General features: G+C 40.2%; 14 protein-coding genes and 1 tRNA gene. 11 read left to right on the top strand and 4 right to left on the bottom strand.

Going from position 1 to position 26,650, the window contains the following annotated elements; genetic code table 11:
* Window positions 1–476 precede the first annotated feature (476 nt).
* Window positions 477–550: transfer RNA gene (locus ACRD69_RS18865), tRNA-Arg, on the bottom strand.
* A 439-nt stretch (window positions 551–989) separates the two neighbouring features.
* Here ACRD69_RS18865 and ACRD69_RS18860 point away from each other — a divergent pair.
* The 7 genes from ACRD69_RS18860 to ACRD69_RS18830 all read left to right on the top strand — a co-directional run bounded on the left by ACRD69_RS18860 (window position 990) and on the right by ACRD69_RS18830 (window position 16,483).
* The gene (locus tag ACRD69_RS18860; protein ID WP_430816688.1) at window positions 990–1,886 is read left to right on the top strand and encodes an ABC transporter ATP-binding protein; all 897 of its coding nucleotides are present in this window, start codon (window positions 990–992) and stop codon (window positions 1,884–1,886) included.
* Entirely contained in the window at window positions 1,883–5,215 is a 3,333-nt protein-coding gene (locus tag ACRD69_RS18855; protein ID WP_430816687.1) for a golvesin C-terminal-like domain-containing protein, read from the top strand. Before ACRD69_RS18860 ends, ACRD69_RS18855 begins: the two co-directional genes overlap by 4 nt.
* A gap of 21 nt (window positions 5,216–5,236) precedes the next feature.
* The gene (locus tag ACRD69_RS18850; protein WP_430816686.1) at window positions 5,237–6,712 is read left to right on the top strand and encodes a TolC family protein; all 1,476 of its coding nucleotides are present in this window, start codon (window positions 5,237–5,239) and stop codon (window positions 6,710–6,712) included.
* Window positions 6,713–6,750: 38 nt separating this feature from the next.
* Window positions 6,751–7,827: an efflux RND transporter periplasmic adaptor subunit gene (locus ACRD69_RS18845; protein WP_430816685.1), complete on the top strand. Its 1,077-nt coding sequence runs from the start codon at window positions 6,751–6,753 to the stop codon at window positions 7,825–7,827.
* A gap of 99 nt (window positions 7,828–7,926) precedes the next feature.
* Window positions 7,927–11,028 carry an efflux RND transporter permease subunit gene (locus ACRD69_RS18840; RefSeq protein WP_430816684.1) on the top strand — a complete coding sequence of 1,034 codons (3,102 nt, stop codon included), beginning with the start codon at window positions 7,927–7,929 and terminating at the stop codon, window positions 11,026–11,028.
* A gap of 9 nt (window positions 11,029–11,037) precedes the next feature.
* Window positions 11,038–15,753 (top strand): efflux RND transporter permease subunit, encoded by a 4,716-nt coding sequence (locus ACRD69_RS18835; RefSeq protein ID WP_430816683.1) that lies wholly within the window; start codon window positions 11,038–11,040, stop codon window positions 15,751–15,753.
* A 4-nt stretch (window positions 15,754–15,757) separates the two neighbouring features.
* Window positions 15,758–16,483, top strand: a complete 726-nt coding sequence (locus tag ACRD69_RS18830) for a hypothetical protein (protein ID WP_430816682.1) — start codon at window positions 15,758–15,760, stop codon at window positions 16,481–16,483.
* 114 nt (window positions 16,484–16,597) lie between these two features.
* Here the strand turns inward: ACRD69_RS18830 and ACRD69_RS18825 are convergent, their stop codons facing one another.
* Window positions 16,598–16,867 (bottom strand): DNA-binding protein, encoded by a 270-nt coding sequence (locus ACRD69_RS18825; RefSeq protein ID WP_430816681.1) that lies wholly within the window; start codon window positions 16,865–16,867, stop codon window positions 16,598–16,600.
* Window positions 16,868–17,129: 262 nt separating this feature from the next.
* Here ACRD69_RS18825 and ACRD69_RS18820 point away from each other — a divergent pair, with 262 nt between their 5' ends.
* The 3 genes from ACRD69_RS18820 (at window position 17,130) to ACRD69_RS18810 (ending at window position 20,029) form a co-directional block, all read left to right on the top strand.
* On the top strand, window positions 17,130–17,564 hold the full coding sequence (locus ACRD69_RS18820; RefSeq protein ID WP_430816680.1) for a VOC family protein: 435 nt from the start codon (window positions 17,130–17,132) through the stop codon (window positions 17,562–17,564).
* Window positions 17,565–17,696: 132 nt separating this feature from the next.
* The gene (locus ACRD69_RS18815) at window positions 17,697–19,031 is read left to right on the top strand and encodes a DEAD/DEAH box helicase (protein ID WP_430816679.1); all 1,335 of its coding nucleotides are present in this window, start codon (window positions 17,697–17,699) and stop codon (window positions 19,029–19,031) included.
* A 20-nt stretch (window positions 19,032–19,051) separates the two neighbouring features.
* Complete coding sequence (locus ACRD69_RS18810) at window positions 19,052–20,029, top strand: diacylglycerol/lipid kinase family protein (protein ID WP_430816678.1); 978 nt, start codon at window positions 19,052–19,054, stop codon at window positions 20,027–20,029.
* A 236-nt stretch (window positions 20,030–20,265) separates the two neighbouring features.
* Here the strand turns inward: ACRD69_RS18810 and yidC are convergent, their stop codons facing one another.
* Both yidC and pyrG read right to left on the bottom strand, forming a co-directional pair.
* On the bottom strand, window positions 20,266–22,110 hold the full coding sequence (gene yidC, locus ACRD69_RS18805) for a membrane protein insertase YidC (protein WP_430816677.1): 1,845 nt from the start codon (window positions 22,108–22,110) through the stop codon (window positions 20,266–20,268).
* 21 nt (window positions 22,111–22,131) lie between these two features.
* Window positions 22,132–23,733 (bottom strand): CTP synthase, encoded by a 1,602-nt coding sequence (pyrG, locus tag ACRD69_RS18800; RefSeq protein WP_430816676.1) that lies wholly within the window; start codon window positions 23,731–23,733, stop codon window positions 22,132–22,134.
* Window positions 23,734–24,024: 291 nt separating this feature from the next.
* Here pyrG and ACRD69_RS18795 point away from each other — a divergent pair, with 291 nt between their 5' ends.
* A complete protein-coding gene (locus ACRD69_RS18795) occupies window positions 24,025–26,592 on the top strand; it encodes a phosphoenolpyruvate carboxylase (protein ID WP_430816675.1) in 2,568 nt (855 codons plus the stop codon).
* Window positions 26,593–26,650: the final 58 nt, after the last annotated feature.

Below are 26,650 nucleotides of genomic sequence, written 5' to 3'. Positions count from 1 at the left end.
TCTCCTTAATCTTTGATTCGGCACTTTGCTTCTTCTGTTTCATTATTGAACTTTTATTGGTTGATAAATTAAGAATTCATCTCTTAACTTTTATACCAATCTGTCCAAATTAAGCTGAAGACCTACATCGGTTTTTATATAATTCGCTTAGTAATTCATCAATTTTATCGAATCTTGGCATGCTATTTTTTAACTTAAAGTTTGTGTTTACCGCAAAACTTATTGGACAAATCGAAGCTTAAAAATAAAAGATAGTTTTAGTTCTGCAAATAGCTAAATTATGTTGATAATGAAGAACTGTTGGAATTGTTGAAAACTCAAAGCGTGTTCAATAGCTGGCAGAAAGTAGTTTAGGCGTGACAGATGTGAAGTTCTCCCACCATCGTTCGTGTAAAATTTACGACTGAACCCAGAATCAAGTTGATATCACTAAAACGCAAAAAGCCTGTAAATCAAATGATTTACAGGCTTTCTTGTGATCCCGGCGGGATTCGAACCCACGACCCACAGCTTAGAAGGCTGTTGCTCTATCCAGCTGAGCTACGGGACCATCCTTAGTGCTTTTTCTCAAAAGCGATGCAAAGATAGTTATTCAACTAGTTCTATCAAATAAAAAGGAATGTTTTTCTAATATTTTTTTCTGATGAAAGCCAGAGCAGATGCTAATTATCACAGATTCAGTATATAAAGATTTTAATAAAAAATGTGCGCCGGAAAGTCATTTTTCTGACGTCTATTTAATAGTTGAAAGGGGATAAGTACCAATTGTCAAAACTTGGATAATGTTCATATTCGAACAGTAAATTGGACTTATTGACCTTTATTTAAGATATTTAATGGAAGTAGTCAATAAGTGTACGTAAACGTGCAATTTGTTACGAATCCGAACACATTGATGTTTACGCTTTGGTGTTAATGTCTTTATTATTAGTGAAATGATTATATTGGTATGTTTTTGGATGCATGCCAACAACCTAAACTCATATATTTTGAATATTCAGATTAAAGATCTCAGTCAGGTATATAAAAACGACTTCAGAGCACTTAATAAGGTTAATTTAGATATAGAACCAGGCATGTTTGGTTTGTTGGGCCCCAATGGTGCCGGTAAATCAACCTTGATGCGTATTCTGGTTACCCTTCTTAAGCCAACTCATGGAGATGTGTTTGTAAATGGAAAGCCTTTATCGGCCAACAGGTCAGAGGTTCGCTCCATGCTCGGGTATTTACCCCAGGACTTTCGTTTTTTCGCTAAGTTACGTACATGGGAGTTTTTAGATTATGCCGCATCCCTGGCTGGAATAAAGCGTAAAAAGGATCGTTTACATGCCGTTGATGATTTGCTGGAGCAGGTAGGCTTGTTTGATGTCCGCAACCGTTATGCCAATAAGTTGTCAGGCGGTATGAAAAGGCGCCTTGGTATTGCACAGGCATTGATTGGTGATCCTAAAATTGTAATAGTCGATGAGCCAACCACGGGTTTAGATCCTGAAGAGCGTATCAGGTTCCGTAATATTCTTTCTAACCTTAGTCAAAAGGAAGTGATTATTATATTATCGACGCATATTGTGGGTGATATTTCATCAACGTGCCGGCAAATGGCCTTGCTGAACAGGGGACAGGTGCATTTTCAGGGCTCTCCTGAAGACTTTATCAATCAATCGTCGGGACATGTATTTAAAACCAGTGTATCATTTGAACAAATGAAACTGATCAGTGAGCAGTATCCGGTTATTACATCTGTTCCGGGAATGAATGGTTATGAGATAGAATTTGTGGCTAACGAGGTGAACGGTTGGGAAACAACCCTTGTTGAGCCAAATCTGGAGCATGCTTATGTGTATTTTATGGAATATGTAGCTAACGAAAAATTCCAGTATCAATGATTTCTTTCTTTAATATATCTACCGTCTCTCGCTTCGAATCCAAAACATTATTCAGAAGCTGGTTCTTTCGCATTTTTGCCATCATTATCCTGGGATTCATTTTAATGTTCAACATCTTTGGTGTTGCAGCTGTGGCCGATGGTGGCTGGCCGGGGCGCGTACTTCCATCAGGAGCACCATATTTTAATATGTGGTTGCTCAATATAGCACAGGCTATTATTGCCGTCTTCTTATCAGCCGATTTTCTGGGGCGTGATAAAAAGCTTGATACCACAGAAGCCTTTTATGTGCGAAGCATGTCAAATGTGGAGTATGTCATAGGAAAAACCTTTGGTGTTCTCAAGGTATTTGTTGTTTTGAACATCCTGGTCTTGCTTAGTGCCATGTTATTTTCACTGATCGGTAATGAAGCACCCATTAACTTGACGACCTATATTTATTATCCCTTGCTGATCTCACTGCCTACACTTGTGTTTATCCTGGGGTTCTCATTTTTTACCATGACCCTGATACGCAACCAGGCAGTAACATTTGTATTGCTTCTGGGTTTTATCGCTTTGTCTTTATTTTACCTGGGCAATAAACACTTCAGGTTGTTTGATATTCTGGGTTTCTATACTTCTTTTATGCGATCTGACTTCACAGGGTTTCAGGATGCATATGGACTTATTCAGCACCGTATGTTGTACCTGGTATTAGGAGTCGCTTTTATCCTGGCAACGATATGGCGCTTACCCCGCCTTGAACAACAGAAGTTTAGTCGCCCATTGTTAATGACAGGTATTTTAGCTTTAATGGGTGTATCAGGATTAATTATTGGAGATATACTGGTTAAATCAACCGAAACAAGAGATATGCAGGAGCATATTATTCAGTTGAACAAGCAATTGACACCATCCGATTTCAGTATTGAAACTGCTGATCTTGAATTGATCCACAAGGAGTCTTCCATTGAATGCAGGGCGCTTATGCAGGTGTCCAAAATCAGGGAAGGAAACAGAGAGCTAAAACTGGTCTTAAATCCGGGTTTAAACATAACAAGCTGCAGCATCAATTCCAGTCCTGCGACTTTTAAACGCGATGCTCATATAGTTACGGTTGAAACAGGAATGCTAAAACCGGGTAAATTTACACTTCAACTCAGTTATGCTGGTGGTATTAACGATGATGCCATGTACCATGATATTACTGAAGAGACGAAGATGTCCGAAAACCGCTTAGACCCTTTGTTAGCAGGCAAACAATACAGTTTTGTGCAGGATAATTACCTGTTGTTAACGCGTGAAGCTGCCTGGTATCCTGTGATCGCAACGAAGCAATACTGGGTTAGCTATCCCTTTTTACCGATGGACATGCAGGTTACAACAAAACCTGGTTTAGAAATAATTACCCAGGGGAAAAAGGATAGTTTGAGTGCTGGGTCCTATAGTTTTACGGCTGAAAATCCTTTAAATGCCTATAGTATAATAATTGGGGATTATGAGCGGCATACCACATTGGTTGACAGTGTTGAATTTAACCTGTATCATCATAAGAACCATGTGTTCTATAAAGATTATTTCAATGAAATAGGAGACACTGTATCGCATGTCATCAAAAACATAAAGGATGATCTGGAGCGTAAGCTGGGTGTCAGTTATCCCTTTGAACGATTCACAGTGGTTGAAACACCAATTAATTTCTATAGCTATTTGCGAAACTGGTCGTTGGCTACAGAAAGTGTAATGCCCGGGATTGTCTTATTCCCCGAAAGTGGTGGTGGAACATGGCAAAATGACCTTGAAAACGTGCGAAGAAGAGTAGATCGCAGAACAGATCGTTCAAATGAGGAGCGTTCGGAGAAGGATTTGCAGGTAGAGGTGTTTAAAAATTATGTTGGCGATAACTTTATTTCGCCTTCCCGATTCTTTTTTGGCCGCCGGCAAGAAGGTGAGCGACACGTTGATAATTGGGGACGACACCAGGTGTTTCCCATGTATTTTACCTATAGTAATCGAATTGAAGAAGATGGTTATCCTCTGTTGACAATAGCCGTTGAGAATTATTTACACCAACGTATGGGAGAAGCTGGCAGAGGTGATTTAGGCGGCTTATCCAGTAATGATGAAGTGATTCTCAAGCTGAGGGATAATAGTCTGAAAGAATTAATCGAGAAGGAAGATGTCAATACCTTAGGAAACGTTTTTGCTTCAAAAGGGAGCCAGTTATTCTCTAACCTGAAGGTCAATGTCGGCCAAACCAGTTTTGATTCTCAGCTGGACGAACTGCTGAGCGATACCAGGTTCAAAAATCAGCAGGTAACAGAGTTCAATAGTTTATTGAGTGACATTAGTAATACCGATTTCTCTACCACATACAGTAACTGGCTCAACGAAGCCTATAACGCCGCTTTCCTGTTCAGCTCAGTTGATGTATACGAGGTAAAGGAGGGGAACCGCATGAGGTACTTTTTGAAGTTAAGCGTAGCCAACAATGGCGATGCTGATGGCATTATCAGTTTTACCGTTCGTGAAGGTATGCAGCGCGGAGGCAGGGGACGATTCCGCTCACGCTTTCAGATGGATGCAGAACAGGATAACCAGCAGAGTTACCAGGTAAAGGCCGGTGAAACAATCGATATAGGCTTCTTACTTGATGAAGAGCCGCGTGATGTGCGGGTCAATACCTTTTTGGCCGCCAATATTCCTTCCAATCAAACCTTAACACTTAATGATGTTAACAGGAACAATAAGAAGGTGAAGTTTTTCGAAGGTCCGCTTGAATCATCTAAAAAACTGAGTTACAAAAGTTCGTCAGAAGTTATTGTTGACAATGAAGATGAAGGTTTTGAGCTTATTAATACCGGTGAAAGCCGCACTGTAAAGGATTGGTGGGTGTCAATGCAAAATGAAGAGGAAGAAGATGAAAGTTATGGCATGGTTCGCTTCTGGAATCCTCCTGTGAGTTGGAAGCCTGTTGCAGGTGATCAGTTTTTTGGTAAATATCTGAAATCGGCTGTATACAAGCGCAAGGGCAGCGGTGAAGGATATGTTAACTGGAAAGCTGAATTGAAGGAATCGGGTATGTATGAAGTATATGCTTATGTGCCAAATGTTACAACACGTTTCAGGCGTCGTCGTGATTCAAATAATAAAGATGTTAACTATAATTTCACAGTATACCACGATGATGGGGAAGAACAGGTTGAAGTACTGGTTAACAATGATAATAATGGCTGGATGTACCTTGGGGAATACTACTTTTCAGAGGGTGCAGCCAATATAAAACTATCTGACATTACTAATAATGAATATGTTATTGGTGATGCTGTTAAATGGGTGAAAAAATAACTTGACAATAATATCTAATTCATGAAGAAGATACTTTTTACTTTGCTTATGATGCTGTTGATGGTGCCCTCGCTGTTGGAAGCTCAGCAACTGATGACTCTTTCACAATCGGTGGAAGAAGCTCTGAAAAACAGCCCGCAAATAGTGCGTTCACGCCTGGGTCTGGAGCGTACTCGTGAGCTTTTAAATGCACAACGTGCAGCCTTACGTTCCAATTTCAGATTAAACCTTAATCCTTATGTGTATTCCAACAACAGGCAATATGATGAGTTTAACCAGCAATGGTTTACATCAGAAAGTACGCAGAGTAACGGAACCTTGAGTATTACACAGCCCGTTATATGGACCGATGGAACCATTTCACTGGATAACACCTTTGGTTACCGTGATAACTACAGTACATCATCAGCCAATTCTTTTGAAGGATTCAGTAATAATCTGCGCCTTTCCATTGATCAGCCCTTATTTACATATAACCGCACAAAAATGACGCTTAAAGAGCTGGAGTTTGATCATGAGAACGCCAAACTTAATTACGCACTGGAAGCTTTAAATGTTGAACAGCAAATTACCCAATACTTCTACCAGATATATCAAAAGCAGATGGAACTGATCACCTCGCGTGAAGAGTGGGAAAATCGCAAAAAGAGTTATGATATTATTAGTAACAAGGTAGCGGCCGGATTAACAGCTAAAGAAGAACAGCTTCAGGCTGAGCTGGATATGATGACGAGTGAGTCAACCGTTCAGAATAATGAAGTTGAGCTTGAAAATATTAAGGATAACTTCAAGCAAATGTTGGGACTACCATTGTCGGAAGAGATAATGGTCATTGCTGAAGTATCTGTGTTGCCGGTTGATATTGATCTTAGCATGGCCACTAACTTTGCACTGGCTAATCGCATGGAGATACGCCAGCGTCAGATCGATATTGAAACGGGAAAGTTTGAGTTGATTAAAACCAATGCAACCAATGAGTTTAAAGGTAACTTTAACGTTTCGGTAGGTTTGTTTGGTGAAAGTGAAGAGATAGGAAATATCTACCAAAACCCAACTGACAATGAAGATTTGAGGTTTAGCCTTGAAGTACCACTCTTTGATTGGGGAGAAAAGAAAGCACGCATGCGGGCTGCTGAGGCTTCGTTAAAAACAAGTGAGTACAATCTGCAGGATGAGCAAAAGAACATTCGTTTGAATATTCGTAAAATTGACCGCAGTATTAGAAATACCCTTATACAGATTGATATCGCCCGTAAGAATGAGGAAAATGCTCAATTAACCTATGAGATCAACCTGGAGAAGTATCGCAACGGAGACCTGACCAGTATGGATCTGAACCTGTTTCAGAATCAGCTTACACAAAAGAAAAACGCCCTGACCACAGCTTTGATCAATTATAAGTTAGAGTTGCTGAACATGAAGCTGCAGACCCTTTATGACTTCGAGTTTCAACGAAGCATCATTGATGATGTGATGAAATATGAAATGATACAGTAAGACCAGATATACTAACCGAAAATTTAAAGATGACAACCATGATAGTTCATAAACAAGCAATAAAATATTCAAAGATCCTGGTCTTTACTTTAGGCCTTTTCTCAATCGTTTCATGTCAAAATGAGGCGACCAGTTTTAATACTGACGTTGCTGTTAACGTAAGTGTTGAAGAAGTGAAAAAAAAGCCCATTGAGCAAACCCTAATTACAACCGGTTCGATAAAGCCGGAGTTTGAAGTTAACCTGAAAACAGAACTGGCAGCTCAATACCATCTTCAAAAGAATCCTCGCACGGGTAAGCCTTATAAAATGGGTGACCTTGTTAAGAAAAATGAGCTGATTATTTTGCTGGAAGATCAGGAATATACCAATAATGCCAATTTAGAAGGTGCTGAGCTGGATATGGAGATATCGGAGATGGAGTATGAAAAGCAGCAGGCTTTGTTTGAAAAGGGAGGTGTAACAAAGCGGGAGCTGGTAAACTCTGAGAAAACACTGCTGACCTCAAAACAAACTTATGAAAATGCTGAGCTTAGCATTGAAAAGTTAAGTATACGTGCACCTTTCAATGGTATTATCACCGACTTGCCATATTTCTCGCCGGGTATACGCGTTGATAACGGACAAGAAGTATTCAGCATGATGAACTATTCTACCATGCTGATGGATTTGAGTATGCCTGAAAACCTATTGGGACAGGTTGAAATAAATCAACAGGCCAATATCATGAATTATGCTTTACCCAATGATACATTGAAAGGTCGTATTACTGAATTATCACCGGCTATTGATATGGAGGCACGCACCTTCAAAGGACGATTAAAAGTAAATAACCGCGATGAACTGTTGAAGCCAGGTATGTTTGTAAAAGCTGAAATTGTGGTCGATCAGCGCGACAGTGCTTTGGTTATTCCCAAGGATGTGGTTCTGACAGAGGGAAACAGGAAGGTTGTTTTTGTAGCTGTAAACTCGGCTGCTCAAAAGCGCTATATCAGGACTGGAATTGAAACACTGACTGAGGTAGAAGTGCTGGAGGGAATAAAATCCAATGAACGATTGATTGTTAAAGGCTTTGAAACGCTAAAGGATCGCTCCAAGGTAAAGGTGGTAAAGTAGTTATAAATCAGATTGTTGATTTGGTAATTTGTTGATTAATTGTGTAAACACCATCAATCCGACAGGATCAATCCAACATCATAAATCATATATGAAAATATGAAAGCAATCTCACGCTTTTCAGTTAATTACCCGGTTACAGTGCTGATGATAGTATTGGGCATCATCTTACTGGGCGCTATTTCCCTTTCGCGCTTAGGAACCGACTTATTTCCTGATTTACAAAATCCAAGAATATATGCCGAAATCGTATCAGGTGAACGTTCGCCTGAAGAGATAGAAAAACGATTTGTTGAACAGGTCGAAGGACTGGCAGTCAGGCAAAGTGGTGTGCTTAATGTGTCATCGGTCAGCCGTGTTGGTTCTGCTGTTGTAACCGTGGAGTATGACTGGGGTAAGGATATTGATGAAGCGTTTCTTGACCTTCAGAAAGCACTGACACCTGTAAGTCAGGATGAAGATGTGGAAGAATTGAACATCACCCGTTTTGACCCCAATGCGTCGGCCGTTATAAAAGCTGCCTTTAGCAACGATGATATTAGCGATATGAACAGTCTGCGTAAAGTAGCAGAAAACTACATTCGTAACGAGTTAATACGAATTGAAGGAGTGGCCGATATCCGTATTTCGGGTGAAGAAACTGCAGAGGTAATGGTGGTCGCTGACCCGCAATTATTAAGTGCCAATGGCTTAACCACGTCTTCTCTGTTAAATACCATTACGAGCTTTAACCAGAATGTGTCGGGTGGTTCGATAGAAGAAATGGGGCAACGTTATATCATAAAAGGATTGAGCTCCTTAACACAAATACATGACGTGGAGAACCTGGTTGTGAAATTAAACCAGTCTTCCACTGATGAAACAGCAATGTCGTCCTCATCGCAAGAGGCATCGCAGCAAACATCACCAGTATTGCTGAAAGACGTAGCAACGGTACAATTGCAAAACAGAGAACCGGAAAGCATTGTTCGCCTCAACGGTCAGCGTTGCCTGGGGATATCAATCTATAAAGAAACACGTTACAATACAGTAGCAGCTGTTGAAAAACTGGAAGAGGCTTTTGTTGGTATTCAGCAACGATTACCCGGTTATAAATTGCAGGTGGTCAATAACCAGGGAGCTTTTATTCAAAGTGCCATTGGTGAAGTACAGGAAAGTGCTTTGTATGGTATTATCCTGGCTGTATTTGTTTTATTTATCTTCCTGCGTCGTTTTGGTGTAACGCTGATTGTCAGCCTGGCTATCCCGGTTTCAATAATTGCAACCTTTAACCTGATGTATTTTAATGGTTTGACTCTCAATATTATGACTTTGGGAGGCCTGGCGCTTGGTGCCGGTATGCTTGTGGACAATGCCATCGTGGTGGTTGAAAACATAGTGAGGAAAATAGAAGAAGGTATTCCGGTTAAACAAGCTGCCATTGAAGGGACATCTGAAGTGGGAGGTGCTTTAACGGCTTCCACATTAACAACAATAGTTGTTTTCTTACCTATTGTCTACCTTCATGGTGCATCGGGCGAATTGTTTAAGGATCAGGCCTGGACAGTGGCTTTTTCATTATTGTCATCATTGGTGGTCGCCTTATTGGTGATTCCTGTATTAAGCAAATTTGTTTTTAAGAACAGCAAATCGAATGTGCCTGCCGAACCCAAAGAAACAGGTTTTAAAGCCTATCATAACTTCCTGACAACCATGCTTGAGAAACGGGTGTTGGTGTTAATGGGAGCGCTTGGTGTTATTACCTTGACAGCATTGATTGTTCCGCGTGTTGGTAGTGAATTTATGCCCGAGGTTCAGTCAAATGAAATAACCATCGAGACTGTTTTTCCGGCAGGTACTGCATTGAGCAGAACCGATGCCACGCTGAATCAGATGGAACAAATGGTGATGGATGCATTTGGCGATAAGCTAAAATGGATTTATACGCATGCCGGTCCCGAATCATCAGGAGAAAGCGTGTCAACATCTGAGCAAGGTGAAAATACTGGTTATATAAAATTGGTTCTAAACGATGATGTTAATGCTTCATTTGCCGATCTGGTAACTGCTTTGAATAATTTGTACGGAGGTATAAAAGATCTGGAAATGCGTTTCGTTCAGGAGCAGTCAGCTATTCAAACCCTACTGGGTACAGATGAGGCACCTCTGGTGATTGAAATTGAAGATAATAACAGTGAAAACCTTGAAGAGTCAGCCTTGATCCTGACCGAAGCTGTTCGTCAGAATGCGGAGATCTACAATGTTAAAAGTTCCTTTGAAGATGGGGCTCCTGAAGTGAATGTTGTGATAGACCGTGTGAGAGCGGGCATTTTCAACCTGGACGTGTCAACCATCATGTCAAACCTGTCGGATTACCTGTCAAAAAAGGATGGAGGCAGTATGGAACTGAAGGGTGATCTGACGGATATTAGCCTTGAAACACCTGATGTCAGACTGGAAGAGCTGGCTGACCTGAAAATATCGCAGGGAGATAAGGATGTTTTATTATCAGAAGTATCAACAATAACAGTAGGAAGAGCACCGCGCGAAGTATTGCGCAATAATCAAAAGCGTGTTATTCGTATAAGTGCAATGGTTGCTGATAAGCGTCCTTTTGATCACTTTGTGGCAGATCTGGAGGAATCGATCAGCCAGTTGAATATCAACCCGACATCGACGGTTAAAATTCTTGGGGAAGAAGAAAAGCGGAAAGATGCCTTTGGTAACCTTCAGTTTGCCTTGATCCTTTCCATTGTTTTGGTATACATGGTCATGGCATCACAGTTTGAATCACTCTTACATCCCTTTACCATTATGCTTACGATTCCTTTAGCCGGAGTGGGGGCGGTATGGGCTTTTTATATGCTGGGTCATACATTTAATATCATGGCCTACATTGGTATTGTAATGCTGGCTGGTATTGCCGTTAATGACTCCATCATATTGGTTGACGCCATTAATCAATACAAAAAAGCAGGTTTAAAACTCAAAGAGGCCATTGTGGCTGCAGGACAGCAACGCGTTCGCCCTATTTTAATGACCAGTTTAACAACTATACTTGCCCTGGTTCCATTGACATTTGGTTTTGGTGATAGTGCTTCTTTAAGGGCTCCCATGGCCATTGCGGTAATTGGTGGATTGGTGACGTCAACTTTACTGACATTGCTTGTTATTCCGTGTGTTTACTTTGTGTTTGACCGCTTGTTTAATTCCACCAAATAACATTAGAGTATGAGAGAATTGATAAACCGCAAGGTGCTCGTCAGTATGTTATTTGTTGCCTTAACAATGCTTGGGGTGATCTCTTACCGGCAATTATCCTTTGAGTTAATACCGAATACAGAATACCCGTTGCTTTTTGTTCGGGTACAGGCAACGTCTGAACTGGATCCCAAGCATATGGAGCAGGAAGGGGTAATACCTGTTGAAGGACTGGTGAGTACACTTGAAGGTATTGAAAAGATAGAAACCCGTGTAGGGCCCGGGCAGGCAATGATATTTGTTTACCTGAGCAGAAGTGCTGACATTAAGTATAGTTACCTGAAATTAGTTGAGAAAATAGAAGGTGCCTCCAATGTATTGCCAGAGAATATCATGGCGCAGGTGTTCAAAGCTGACGTGGAGCAGATGAACAGCCAGTTTATGACGCTTCAAATGCGTGGTGAGGGAGGCGTTGATCGCGTGCGTAATATTTTTGAGCAGGATATTAAAGCATTGCTTGAGAGTGTAGATGGTGTATCCTCTATTCAGGTTTCAGGAGGTCGGCAAAAATCAGTGGAGATCATTTGCCGGCAGGATGTGCTGGATAGTTATGGCCTCACATCAGGACGTATACGTCAGTTGATTTCATCAGGACAGAATGAAAAGGTATTTGCAGGTACGGTTGTGGATGGTAAAATGGAATACTATGTCACTGCCGAAGCCGACTATAACCACATTAGCGATGTTGAAAACATTGTGGTTAAATCAGAAGGTCCTGTTCTTTTGAAAGATGTGGCACAGGTCAACCTCAGTGTCAAAGAAGAAGACTCTTACAGTCGTGTTAACGGTATGGAATCGGTATCGATTTCTGTGGCTAAGGATGCACAGGTTAATATGATTGAGTTATCGGACAATATTATAAAGTTAATTGACGAAATTAATGAAGATTACAGGTCAAAAGCCATCGAGCTGTCGGTGATGACTAATCAGGCTGAAACCATGGAAAGTAATCTGGACTCGATTATTGAACTGGCTTTTATAGGTGGAATACTCGCTATCTTTGTCCTTTGGATCTTTCTGAATAACATACCCCTGGTTGGAATGGTGATGTTGTCGGTACCCTTATCGGTTTATGGCGCTTTTAATTTCTTTTTTGCTTCCGATATCTCTATAAATATGCTAACACTGGTTGGTCTTGCCCTCGCAATTGGTATGTTGCTCGATAACAGCGTTGTTGTAATGGAGAATATTTACCGGGTGGCCTCGTCAGGCAGGTATAAGGGAGAAGAAAGTGTAGTGAGAGGAACAAAGGAAGTATGGCGCTCCGTAACGGCTGCAACGCTGACGACCATATCAGTTTTTCTTCCTTTTGTGTTTTCTGAGGAGATGTTACTGCGCGAAGTGGCCAAACACATCAGTGTATCCATTGTATCTACGCTTTTAGTGTCTTTGCTGGTGGCTCTGATTCTTATTCCGATGTTATCACACCTGTTTTTATCGGGTATTGTCCGTCACCGTATTGATGCACTTGAAAAACTGGATTTACACAATAAGCTGGTGCAATACTATATACTGTTGTTGAAAGCTACTTTAAGACGACCGGCTGTAACCATTATAGGGATAATGTTTGTCTTCTTCGTTGTGCTTATTCTGAGTCTTGGTTTAAGCATGACCTCACAGGAAGAGGTGGAGACAACAGAGTTTAATATCAGCGTTGAAATGTCTGCCGGTTCCATGTTATCCAACACTGATAAGGTGGTTAGGGAGATAGAGAGCCGACTCGAAGATATTGAGGAAAAGAAAGATGTGGTTGCACAGGTGCAGGAAGATGAAGCTACAGTATCTGTTATTCTGCAAGATGATTATAAAGATATTGCTAAACGTTCTATTCCAGAAATACGTGCGGATATCATGGAGCGCATCAGTGAGGTTGAAGGAGGTGAGATAAGCTTAACACAGAGCTCCACATCAGCCATGGGAGGATCAGGAGGTTTTGGTTCCAACCCGGGACTGGGCATGATGATGTTTCTGGGACTCGGTGAGCAGGAAGAAAAGGTGGTGATAAAAGGAGAGGATTACGATCAGATGCTCCTGGCGGCCAATGATATTAAGTATTACCTCGAAAATAATATTGACAACCTGGAACGCGCCAGGATATCTACCGCTAATAAGCGACCTGAAATACATCTGGGCATGGATGCCTACTTAATGGGCTTGTTTAATATTTCACCCTCAAATGTTGTTTCCGAATTATTCACCTTTCGTTCTGAAGTGAGTTCGGGAGGACAGCTAAAGGTGAATAATGAGACTTATGATATCATCATGAAAACCGTTGATGATGATCGACTGGATGAAATACCGCCTAAAACAATGGAAGATTTGCAAAAGCTGAATGTCACCAATAATCAGGGTGCCATAGTGCCGTTGCGCGATTTCTCCGAAATTAATTATGCTTCTGGTCGAACGGAAATAAACCGAGTTAACCAGGAGAAACAGATAGAAGTAACCTATCGTTTTTCTGATGAAGTCAATAATTCAAATACATTGCTTGAAGATGCCCGCCTGCAGGTAGATGAAATGGTTGCATCAATACCCGTTTCATCAAAAGTATCCTTAAAGGTGGTACATGAGGAAAACATGTTTGCCGAGTTTAAGTTTTTAGGCTTAATAGGTCTTCTGCTTGTTTTTATGATTCTGGCTTCTGTGTTTGAATCCCTGACAGCTCCAATTGTTATGCTGTTTTCTGTTCCGTTGGCTGCCATTGGTTCTCTGCTGGCCCTGGTCTTGACAGGCAATTCATTGCTTAACTTCAATACATTCATCGGGTTTTTGATTTTACTGGGCGTCGTTGTCAATAACGGAATACTACTGATAGACTATTCAAGGCAGTTGAGGCGTGAAGGGTTCAATCATTCCAGGGCATTGATGTATGCCGGCATTTCACGTATACGTCCCATTACCATAACAGCCATTACAACCATAATTGCCATGCTGCCACTGGCCATGGGAAAATCGGAATACGTAGGAGTTTTGGGTGCACCATTTGCTATCACAGTGGTAGGGGGTTTAAGCTTCAGTACCTTACTGACTTTAGTATTTATGCCCACTTTTGCCTTTGGCATGGATTCGGCGCTTAACTGGATCAGAAGCCTGCATTTTGGCCTGCGGGTGTTAATCATTGGCAGCTGGATAGGGGGGAATGCTCTTGTTTATTTTTACTCGGATTCATCATTTGCATGGCAATTGTTATATGGTGTGCTTATCATTAGTGGAGTGCCTGCAATAGTCTATTTTATTAAATCTTCATTACGAATGGCCAATGTTCAACTGGTGGCTCAGGATGAGGAAGTTAATATTACTATTCGCAACCTGGTAAAGGTGTATGATCGTGACAGCAGGTTTATTCGGGAATACAAGTCGCGTCGCAATAAGCAAAAGGCGATAGAAGAAGCAAAGCAATTCTCACGAAAGAAGTTCATAAAGCAGTTAGTATGGCAATTACCCTTGCTTGGTTTTGCTGTGTATTACACCTGGTGGTATCTCGATTCCGAGATTTGGGGAATGCTTTTTACCATATTCAATTTTTTCCTGTTCATTCGATTATATGATGATTGGTTTTTGATCCGGGCTAAAGAAGAACAAAACAGCAGGCGTCGCATACTTCGTTTTAGAAGAATTATACGATTGGTTTATCCCATTAGTGCCATGGTCTTATATGTTTTAAGATGGGATGAATTACCATTGGCAATTATCGTAGGGGTCTTGTGGTATTTACTTTATATCCTGTCTTATTCAGGTAATAAGTTAAAGCAGGAAGGCCTTAATATTGAACGTATAACCGGACGGTTTGCAGGGTGGCGTCGCTCATATTATCGTATGCTTAGAAGCATCCCGGGTATTGGAAAGCAAAAGACACCATTTAAAGCCTTAAAAGGTATTTCACTTGAATTCAAGACAGGTATGATCGGGCTCTTAGGTCCTAACGGAGCGGGTAAAACAACACTTATGCGCATTATCTGTGGTATTCTTGAGCAAAGCTATGGTAAGGTTTATATCAATGGGATGGATACGGAAGAAAAGCGGGAAGAATTACAGGGAATCATTGGATACCTGCCGCAGGAATTTGGTACTTATGAGAATATGACAGCCTATGAATTTCTGGATTACCAGGCTATAGTCAGAGGTATAACAGATGAGGGGACAAGAATAGAGCGTCTTGACTATGTGTTGAAATCGGTTCACATGTGGGATCGGAAAGATGGAAAAATAGGTTCTTTCTCAGGCGGTATGAAACAGCGTATCGGTATTGCCATGATACTGCTTCATTTACCAAAGATATTAGTGGTAGATGAGCCAACGGCAGGTCTTGATCCACGCGAACGCATACGCTTCCGTAACTTGTTGGTGGAGTTAAGCCGGGAACGAATTGTATTGTTTTCAACCCATATCATTGAAGATATATCAAGTTCATGTAACCAGGTAGCGGTTATGAGCAAAGGTGAGCTTAAATATTGGGGTGTACCAAGTGAAATGGTGAACATAGCCAATGAGCGGGTATGGCAGTTCGATATTGAAGCTGATGAATTGGAGCAGGTAAGTAAAGAGCATTTAATTGTACATCACATGAACGATGGTGATAAGATAAGGGTGCGTTGTATTGCTGATGAAAAACCAGATGAGCGAGCTGTTGGAGTTGGTGCAGTGTTGGAAGATGCCTATATCTGGTTGCTTAAAAACAAAAAGTAGGAATATGCAGAAACATAATAATACCGTAATAGCAAAAAGCCGTTTGACCCTGCAGTTTATCAGGTACAATCTTAAAATTGTATTTGGTAATAAATTTGTATACTTCCTGGGCGCATCATTGATATTCTACCTCTTGATTACATCCATTAATTTATTTGCATCAGATTCTGTAAGTGTTGAAGGTGTTTATTTTCAGTTGATGTTCCCTGCATTCTTACTAATCTTCTTTCCCACAACATATGGAATTCAAAACGATGAAGATGCGCGCATATTAGAGATCCTGTTCGGGATTCCGAATTACCGCTACAAGATATGGCTGGTGCGACTGGTCATGGCCTTTTTTATGGTTTTTTGGTTTATCTTTTTAATGGCTAACCTGAGCGGTGTATTATTGATCAATGTGCCCGTATGGGAAATTACCTTGCGTTTGATGGTGCCTGTATTGCTGTTTGGAATGCTCGGTTTTTTCTTTAGTACAGTTGTGAAAAATGGCAATGGAACAGCTGTAATAGTTGTAATCATTGGATTAATTGTATGGTTATTCTCCGGCTTCCTGGAGGCAAGCCCCTGGAATATCTTTTTAAATCCCTTTGAATTGCCATCGGGTATGAGTGAGACAGTTTGGTCCAATGTTGTTCTTAAGCATATGCGTACATGGCTTATTGTGGCATTAGTTGCGGCTTTATGGGGCTTACTGAATCTTCAGCAGCGTGAGAAGTTTATTAAATAAACAGACTAAAAATAAACGCCTGGGATCTTATCTTTTGCACATAAGGTACCAGGCAGGTATTCAAGCAAAAAAAAAAGCGCCATTGGGCGCTTTTTTCGTATGTAGTTGTGAACATTAACTTTGTGCAACAGGCTTTCTGCCTTCTATTATGTCGCGGGCCATTTCCAGGATAGTTGAGTCGTCTAATTCTACAATTCCGCCGTCGGGTCCTTGCTCAAGATGTATCCCTACACTCTTCCCTCGATCATAGTTGGCACCGCCAAAGTAATTTCTTACTGTTTCTACGTCGAGGTTCAACTCTTCAGCAATTGTATGAATGCTTCCATCAGGCAGACTATCCTTAATCTTCCTGAGTTGATTAAATGTGATTGTTGTTGTACTCATATTGAAAAGGTTTAATAGTAAATATAAGTCTGTAATAAAAATAGAAAATTAATTCGAATATTAAAATTTAGATCACGTTAATTGTTATTAACGCCTGATTATTTAATGTTGCTTTAACGATGATATGCCTGATTTTTATAAGAGTCAATATTTTGCTGTGTACTGCTACCACAGATGCATGTGATTGATTGGATTGTTAGATGGATTTTAGTTATTTTTAATCTATCTAAATAAATTTAATTAAGAACCTAAAGATTGAATTATGGCAACAGTTAACGCATACATTAACTACAAAGGCAATTGTGAAGATGCCTTTCTTTTCTATAAAAGTGTATTTGGTGGTGATTTTGAACATTTAGCTCGTTTTAATGAAATGCCGTCCGAAGACCCTATTTCTGAAGAGGAAGGTAATAAGATCATGCATGTAGCACTTAGAATTAGTAAAGAAACAGTGTTGATGGGCAGTGATGCTTCGCCGGCTTTTGGCCCTCCATGTGAAATTGGCAATAATATAGCTATTTCTGTAAGTACAGATTCAGAAGAAGAAGCCAAAACTCTTTTTGATGGATTATCGGCAGGGGGGCAGGTTAATATGCCATTGGATAAAACCTTTTGGGGGGCATTGTTTGGCATGTTTACCGACAAATTTGGTGTTAACTGGATGGTTGGTTATGATTATGAGCAAAACAACATGTAGATCATTGAAGATAAGTAACGAAAAAAGTCCGTGTAATCCGGACTTTTTTCGTTACACATAGACCTTTTAATCGTTAAATAATAGTTTTACCAATAAACGCATTATTTTTGCAGGAAATTAAAATAGTTGACTTTGGAATTTAGCGAATTAAATATAAACACCGTTCTTCTGAACGCACTGGAAGATTTAGGATATACAGAAGCTACACCTATACAGGAAAAAGCATTTCCTGTTATTATGTCGGGTAAAGATGTGGTAGGAATTGCACAAACAGGTACAGGTAAAACCTTCGCCTATATACTGCCTATTTTGCGCCAGTTAAAGTTTTCACAACAGCGTCATCCACGCATATTGGTGCTGGTGCCAACACGAGAGCTGGTTGAACAGGTAGTAGGAGAGTTCAGGAAGCTGACTGAATACATGAGTGTTAGAATTGGTGGAGTATATGGTGGTACTAATATCAACACCCAGAAGGAAAAGGTTTATGAAGGGCTTGATGTGTTGGTTGCTACACCCGGGCGACTGATCGATTTAAGTCTGACTGGTGTTTTGCGTCTGAAAAATATTCAGAAGCTGGTTATTGATGAAGTTGATGAAATGCTAAACCTGGGTTTCCGTGCTCAATTGGAGCAGATTCAGGAGTTATTGCCGGACAGACGGCAGAATTTAATGTTTTCGGCGACTGTTACTGAAGATGTGGAGAAACTCATAAAACAGTGGTTTTACAATCCTGAAAGGGTTGAAGTGGCAGCAACCGGAACACCATTGGAGAAGATATTTCAATCGGGTTATATCGTACCTAATTTTTACACCAAACAAAACCTGCTGGTTCATTTGTTGAAGAATGATGAATCAATGGATAAGGTTTTGGTCTTTGTTCAAAGCAAAAGCATAGCAGATTTGTTATTTGATTTGCTGGCATCTGATTTCCCGGATGAGATTGGCGTGATCCATTCCAATAAATCACAGAACTTCCGCTTTAGAATGGTTGATGAGTTTCTTGAAGGGAAAAAAAGGGTTCTGATAGCAACCGACCTGATTGCCCGTGGAATGGATATCAGTCATGTGAGTCATGTTATTAATTATGATCTGCCAGAGACAGCGGAGTCATATATACACCGTATTGGTCGTACAGGTCGTGCAGATGCCGATGGTTTATCCATTGCTTTTGTTACTGAGAATGATGAAGAGATCTGGGCTTCAATTCAAAGATTGATGAAAAAGGAGGTGAGCCTGGATCCGATGCCTGAAAGCGTTAAGGTGAGTGAACGTCTGTTGGAGTCTGAAAAAGAAGTTCTGGCTGGTATGAAAGTGATTAAAACACCTAAGATTACCGTTCAGAAAGGTGCTGCATTCCATGAGAAGAAAGATAAGAATAAAAAGACCAACCAGGGCGGTTCGTATCGACGCAAGTTGGCGGCAAAGTACAAAAAGCCTAAGACCAGGGGACAGAAGAAAAGAAAATAAGCTTAGCCCATAATCCCATTATGAAGAACCGTGTTTTATTTATTATCAATCCCATATCAGGTATTGGTAAACAAAAAACAGTAGAGAAGGCTGTCGAAAGTGAAATTGATCATGACAAGATAAGTTTTAAGATTGCTTATACTGAATATGCCGGTCATGCACGAGAGTTAGCAAAAGAGGCTGTAGGGAAATTTGATGTGGTTGTTGCTGTTGGGGGAGATGGCACGGTTAATGAAGTTGGTTCGTCGTTGGTTAATACAACCACGGCACTGGCTATTATTCCGACAGGTTCGGGTAATGGGCTTGCCAGGTTTTTGGATATACCACTGAGGGTTAACAGGGCATTGCAGGTTATTAATCACATGGAAGTGAAGGACATTGATACCCTTCGGGTTAATGACCAGGTCTCATTAAATGTTGCTGGTATTGGATTTGACGGTCATATTAGTCATCGTTTTGCCAAACTGAAAAATCGTGGACCGGCAGGATATATGAGGCTTATTACAAGTGAATACTCCAAGTACAAATCATCTGTTTACCGAATTTCAATTGATGGAAAGACCTATGAGCTGCCGGCCTTTATGATTACCTTTGCCAATTCATCGCAATGGGGTAATAATATTCACATTGCTCCGCAGGCTAAAATTGATGATGGCTTAATAGATGTGTGTATCATCAAGGAATTCCCTATTTATGAAGGGCCTTCATTGTTAATTAGTATTCTAGACCAGAGTGTGGACCAGCGTCGTTATGATGTGGTTACAAAGGCCAGGAGCATTGTGATTGAAAGTGATGACAAATTAATCAGCCACATAGACGGGGAACCAATTAAATTAGGCAAGAAAGCAGAAATTAAGATTGATCCCTTATCCCTAAGAGTAATCATTCCCCCCAAGGACTTCAGAAAAAACATATTGGAGCCATTGATGGAATTAAAAGAATTATTGCCACCTCTGCCTAATTTACCAGGTCTTCCCAAAAAAAGAGGAGGGGAGTAAGCCTACAGAGTGCTATTGCGGATTTATCTATCTGTTATAAAGGAATGGAAGGTAGCTGTGTGAAAAGTTGTTGCTAATTGGCATTTATGGTGCCTTCTTTAGTAATTATCTATTAACTCGTCGCTTTGTTTTGCGTTTAGTTTTCCCTGACTGAATAATAAATCATCAGGAACCAGATATTAAAAAGGCCGTTCTGTTAATTCAGAACGGCCTTTAAATTTATCTAATAACAACTGTTATTTTCTTTTCCCTTTTTTAGCAGCCTGCGCTTGCTGGCGTTGCATATCTTCCAGACGCTGTTGGAATTTAGACTTCTTTACTGGCTTCTTTTTATTGGCATTAAGCTTTGCCAGTAAAGCATCTTCGTCAACAAAACGGCGGATCAATAAGGTCTGACCAATTGTAATCAAGGTTGAGATAAAGTAGTAGTAACTCAAACCAGATGCATAGTTATTAAAGAAGAACAGGAACATCACAGGCATCATATACATCATGCCTTTCATACCTGGCATTTGCTGACTGCTTTGAGTCATATCCTGATTGATCTTGGTATATACAATGTTTGTAATGGCCATTAACAAACAGAATAAACTTACATGATCGCCATAGAATGGGATTTCAAATGGTAATTGGAAGATCGAATCATAAGATGACAGGTCATCTGCCCATAAGAAAGCCTCTCCGCGTAACTCAATAGATGCGGGGAAGAACTGGAACATGGCAAAAAGGATAGGCATCTGCAGTAGCATTGGCAAGCATCCACCCATTGGGTTAACACCAGCTTTACGATACAATGCCATGGTAGCCTGCTGGCGTTCCATTGCCTTTTCTTTCGGAATCTTATTGTTAATCTCTTCAATCTGTGGTTTCAATACCTTCATCTTGGCTGTAGAAACATAAGATTTATAGGTAAGTGGGAAGAGGATTAGTTTTATTAAGATGGTTAACAGCAAGATAATTAAACCATAATTGCTGATAAATCCTTCGAAGAAATGGAATACTTCAATAACACCCAGGTTGATAATACGTAATGGTCCCCAACCCAAATAAACCAATTCGCGAAGCTTCAGCTCCTCTTCATATGGTTTAAGTGTTTTAAAGTCATTGGGGCCGAAGTAGAATCGAAAACCTAAATTATCATTACCTGTATATGGCACATTCAATTGTGCACTGGCGTTCATAATAAGGCGATCGTTCTTATCTTCCGGACCTTCTGTTGCAACCTCACCACTAATGAAATTATTATTGGCGATAAATACAGATGAGAAGAATTGATCTTTAAAAGCTACCCATTGAACTTTGGTACTAAGCTTTTCAGTATCAGAGCTGGCTGCATTAATATGATCCACATCTTCCTGGGTAAACTTGAAATAAACACCAGAGCGCTGACGTTCAAAATCCGGAGCTTTCTCTTGTGCATCCATACGCATGTTCCACTCAAGAGCCAGTGAACCGGTACTTGTTGACATGATGCTACCCATGTCACGGGTGCTGATATTAAAATCAGCCATGTAGCTGTTATCTGGCAATTCATAAGAAAATACCATCTGCCCCTCTTCGGCATTGATAACAAAGTCAGCTTTGTTGGCTGATGTTGATGCTACATCAAAATACAGGTCGTTAGTATGGAAGTTGCGGTTACTGTGAGTAAAGTAAAAACCAAAACGATTCTGATCACCATCCATTAATACAACCGGGTTTCCTTCAAACGTATTATACTCTTTTAGTTCAACAGAGTAGATACGGGCACCCCTGGTTGATATTTTTATTTTTACAAGGTTATTTTCAAGTGTAACAAATGACTGCTGACCTTCTGCAGAATTGGCGAAGAAACCATAGCGATTGCTTTTTTCTTCAGCTATTATTGCCGAGTCTTTTGTAGCCTCAATTTCCTGTTGTTGTATTTTCCTGGCCTGTTCAGCTTGCGCTTCAGCTTCAGCACGTGTCTTTTCTACCATTGCAATAGAATCTGCGCGACGTTGCTGTTCTGCTAACTGCTCTTCAGATGGTTTGTTAACCCACCAAAAGAAAGCCAGAATAACGGTTATTAATATAATACCGGTTATCGAATTTCTATCCATTTTATTTCTTTGAGTGTTAGATTATTCTTGAATTGCGGCTTTAATAAATGCCATAAAAATAGGATGTGGTTTTAATACTGTACTGCTGTACTCCGGGTGAAACTGAACACCTACAAACCATTTGTGTTCAGGTATCTCCATAATCTCAACAAGCCCTGTTTCCGGGTTGCAACCAGCAGCCTTCATACCTGCCTTCTCATAGGTGTCAAGGTATTCATTATTGAATTCATAACGGTGGCGGTGACGCTCTTTAACATCAGCTTTGCCATAAGCATCATATGAATTACTGCCTTTTTTAAGATTACAATCATAAGCTCCTAAACGCATCGTACCACCCATGTCAGTAATATTCTTCTGATCCTCCATCAGGTCAATAACAGCATCTGGTGTACGTTCATTCATTTCTCGTGAATTGGCTTCTGTTATATTTAACACATTACGTGCATATTCAATAACAGCACATTGCATACCCAGGCAAATACCTAAGAATGGAATGTTGTTTTCACGAACATATTTGATGGCGGTTAATTTACCATCAATACCTCTGTGTCCAAAACCGGGAGCTACTAAAACACCATCAAGGTTTTTCAGTTTTTCAGCAACATTATTATCATTGATTTCTTCAGAATGAATTAACTCCACACTGGCTTTGCGATTGTTGTATGTACCTGCATGATGCAGAGCTTCTATAATAGACTTATAGGCATCGGCCAACTCGACATACTTTCCTACCAGACCGATCTTAACAGTCTTTTCTGCTTTATATAATTTATTCAGGAAACCTTTCCAGTCTTTTAAAGCAGGCTTCTCAGCAATAGGAAGTTCTACTTTCTTCAAGACGATCTCATCTAAACCTTCCTCCTGCATTTTTACAGGAACTTCATAGATGGTTTTAACATCAATTGACTGAATAACTGCTTTGCTGTCAACGTTACAGAACAATGCTACTTTACGACGGATATCCTGTGATAATTCCTTTTCAGTACGCAGTACCAAAACATCCGGTTGAATACCATTCTCTAACAATTGTTTAACGGAGTGCTGAGTTGGCTTGGTCTTTAACTCACCCGATGCATTTAAGAATGGTACAAGTGTAAGGTGAACAACAGCAGCATGGTTACCAAGTTCCCACTTTAACTGACGAACAGCTTCAACATATGGTAAGGACTCAATATCTCCAACCGTACCACCAATTTCGGTGATCACAAAGTCATATTTGTGTTTATTACCTAATAATTTGATGTTACGTTTAATTTCATCAGTGATGTGAGGAATGATCTGAACGGTTTTTCCCAAATAATCACCTTTACGTTCTTTGTTGATCACGTTTTGGTAAATACGTCCTGTCGTAACATTGTTGGCTTGAGAAGTAGGAACATTTAAGAAACGCTCGTAATGACCTAAATCCAGGTCTGTTTCAGCACCGTCTTCAGTTACATAACATTCTCCATGCTCGTATGGATTCAATGTTCCTGGGTCTACATTTAAATATGGATCTAGTTTCTGAATCGTTACTTTATAACCTCTTGCTTGTAATAATTTTGCCAATGAGGCTGATATAATTCCTTTTCCTAATGAGGAGGCAACACCTCCGGTTACAAATACATATCTTGTTTCCGGCACAACAATAATTTTATTAGTTTTTCAATAACTCAATACGAGCCCAAAATTACAAGCTACAAAGGTAGAAAAATACCCTAAAACTCAGCCAAGATATTTTTAAATTAATAAGAAGATAGCTTTCATTAAAACGAAATCATTAAAAGCTTAAAAAAATATAAAGAAATATTTCGTGATAGTATTGCTTTTAAAAACATATTATCTTTGTTTTTGTTAGGAAATATGGGTTTTCTGTATTAAATTATAAGGTAACCCTGTGGTTATGTAATCAATACACAAATAAGAATAAAAAGAATGAACCAGATTGAGAAGTCATACCGTGAGTTGGTTGAGTTGAAGTATCAGCTTTATAACAGTTTATTTCTCACATTGCCTTTACATGGCGTTCAACAAACGGGCTTGTTGTTACCATTGTTGAATGAAGCCTGTGTTAAAGGACTTGAAAATGGGAAGTCGCCAACAACCATTATCGACGATTTTTTTAAGGAGCATAAGCCTGACCTGTCAGAGCGTGAACGTATATCGTTCCTTTTCAAAATTATTCAGTATGTTGAACGTCAGATAGTATTAATTGATGCTCTTGAAGAGGCTGCATATACAAAGATTCACCGTATAAATGATTCTGACTCCTGGGGACGAATCAAACAAAAGGTGGAGAACAGGAAACTTGAAGAGCAAATGGATGAGTTGCTTGATACTTTTGGAATCAGGACTGTTCTTACGGCACACCCTACACAATTCTATCCAGGTCGTGTTTTGGCAATTTCAACTGATTTAACCGAAGCCATTACCAATGATGAAGTAGGCTATGCAAGGGATTTGCTTCAGCAGCTTGGTAAAACACCATTTTACCGCAAAAAGAAACCATCGGCATATGATGAAGCCATGGCTTTAACCTGGTACCTTGGTAATATTTTTTATCCTGCTGTTGGTCAGTTGCTTGATCGAATTGATGAATTCTTTCCCGGTAAAATAGATCATAATAAAGAGTTGATAACGATGGGTTTCTGGCCTGGCGGCGACCGTGATGGTAACACATTCGTCAAGGTAGGGACCACGTTAAAAGTGGCAAGAAAGCTGCGTTATACTCTGGCAAGCTGTTACCATGCCGAACTGAAGTCTATTAAGCGACGCATGAGTTTTGAAGGGGTTTATGATATCTTGAATGAGTTGGATGAACTGTTTACTGAAGAATTAACCAATGCTACAGGTAATAAGAACGTTGACCTGAACTACCTGCTGACTCAATTGGATAAAGTTGAAAAGGTACTTAAGAAAGACCATCAAAGTTTATTTATAGACAAGGTAAAATCCTTTAAGCGTAAAATTAAGCAATTTGGTTTTTTCTTCGCCAGCATAGATATTCGTCAGGACAGCCGTGTAATTGGAAAGGCCTTTAATGAAGTAATGCGTGTTAACCCTGAATTATTTCCTGAAAATATGTGGGAATTACCTGAAGAGAAGCAATTGAACCTGCTTCTTAAAGTTAAGGGACGTATTGATACAAGTGTATTTGAAGATGAGTTGGTACGTGATACCTTAGAATCAATGAAGGCGATTCGAACCATTCAGAATGAAAATGGTCATCGTGCAGCGCATCGTTATATAATTAGTAATTGTCGCGGAACAATCGATATTGCTAAAGTAGTCGCTTTGGCACGTTTATGTAGTTGGGGCGATGAGCCATTATCATTAGATGTGGTACCATTATTTGAAACAGTAGATGATTTAAAAGGTGCCGGTCAGTCGATGAAAACGCTGTATAATCACCCGAAATATAAAACACATCTGGCTAATCGCAAAAATCGTCAGACTGTGATGCTTGGATTCTCCGATGGAACAAAAGACGGTGGTTACCTGATGGCAAACTGGGGTATATATCGTGCCAAGGAAGATATATCACTTATCTCACGTGAAAGCAATGTGGAAGTAGTTTTCTTCGATGGCAGGGGAGGACCCCCGGCCCGTGGAGGAGGTAATACACATTTATTCTATTCTGCTTTAGGTAAAACCATCGATAGTCATCAGATCCAGTTAACTATTCAGGGGCAAACCATTAGCTCTCATTATGGAATAAAAGAGGCGGCGACCCATAACCTTGGTCACCTGCTGACTGCAGGTTTTGAGAACAATTTATTTAATCGTACAGCCTCTGATCTAAGTGAAAGTCAACGTGATTTAATTCAGATGATGTCGGAGAGTGGATATCAGAAGTACGCCGATTTAAAGGCACATCCTCTGTTTATTCCATTCCTGGAGGAAAGGAGTACCCTGAAATATTACGGTTTGGCGAATATAGGCAGCCGTCCTTCAAAACGAGGAGCAAGTGACAAGCTTGAGTTTGATGATCTGCGTGCTATCCCGTTTGTTGGTGCCTGGAGCCAGTTGAAGCAAAATGTACCAGGTTTTTATGGCCTTGGTACTGCCTTAAAGGAACAGGAAGACGCTGGTAAACTGGACGATTGTAAAGAGCTGTATAATTCGTCAATATTCTTCAAGGCTTTAATATCGAATAGCATGCAGAGTATGAGTAAAACCAACTTTGCTTTGACAAAATACATGGAGAATGATGAGAAGTTTGGTGAGTTCTGGAAGATTATCTACAATGAGTACTTGCTGACCAAAGAAATGGTCTTAAAAGTGTCTGGTGATACTGAATTACTGGCCGATAATGCCAGAAGCAGGAACAGTATTCGTCTGCGCGAAGGTGTTGTTCTTCCATTACTGGCTATTCAACAATATGCATTAATTGAAATTCAAAAGTTGAATGACAAGCCTGAAGATGAGCACTTAGCATTGTATGAAAGAATGGTGATGCGTTCTTTGTTCGGAAATATCAATGCCAGTCGCAACTCTGTCTGACAAAACATTTAAGATAACTAAAAGAGCCGCCTTTTTGTAAGGCGGCTCCTCTTTTAAT

It is taken from the genome of Carboxylicivirga agarovorans, from assembly GCF_050589845.1.
Lineage (GTDB): Bacteria > Bacteroidota > Bacteroidia > Bacteroidales > Marinilabiliaceae > Carboxylicivirga > Carboxylicivirga agarovorans.
The sequence above is the reverse complement of the archived record's forward strand: the minus strand, read 5'-3'. Positions and strand labels throughout refer to the sequence as shown.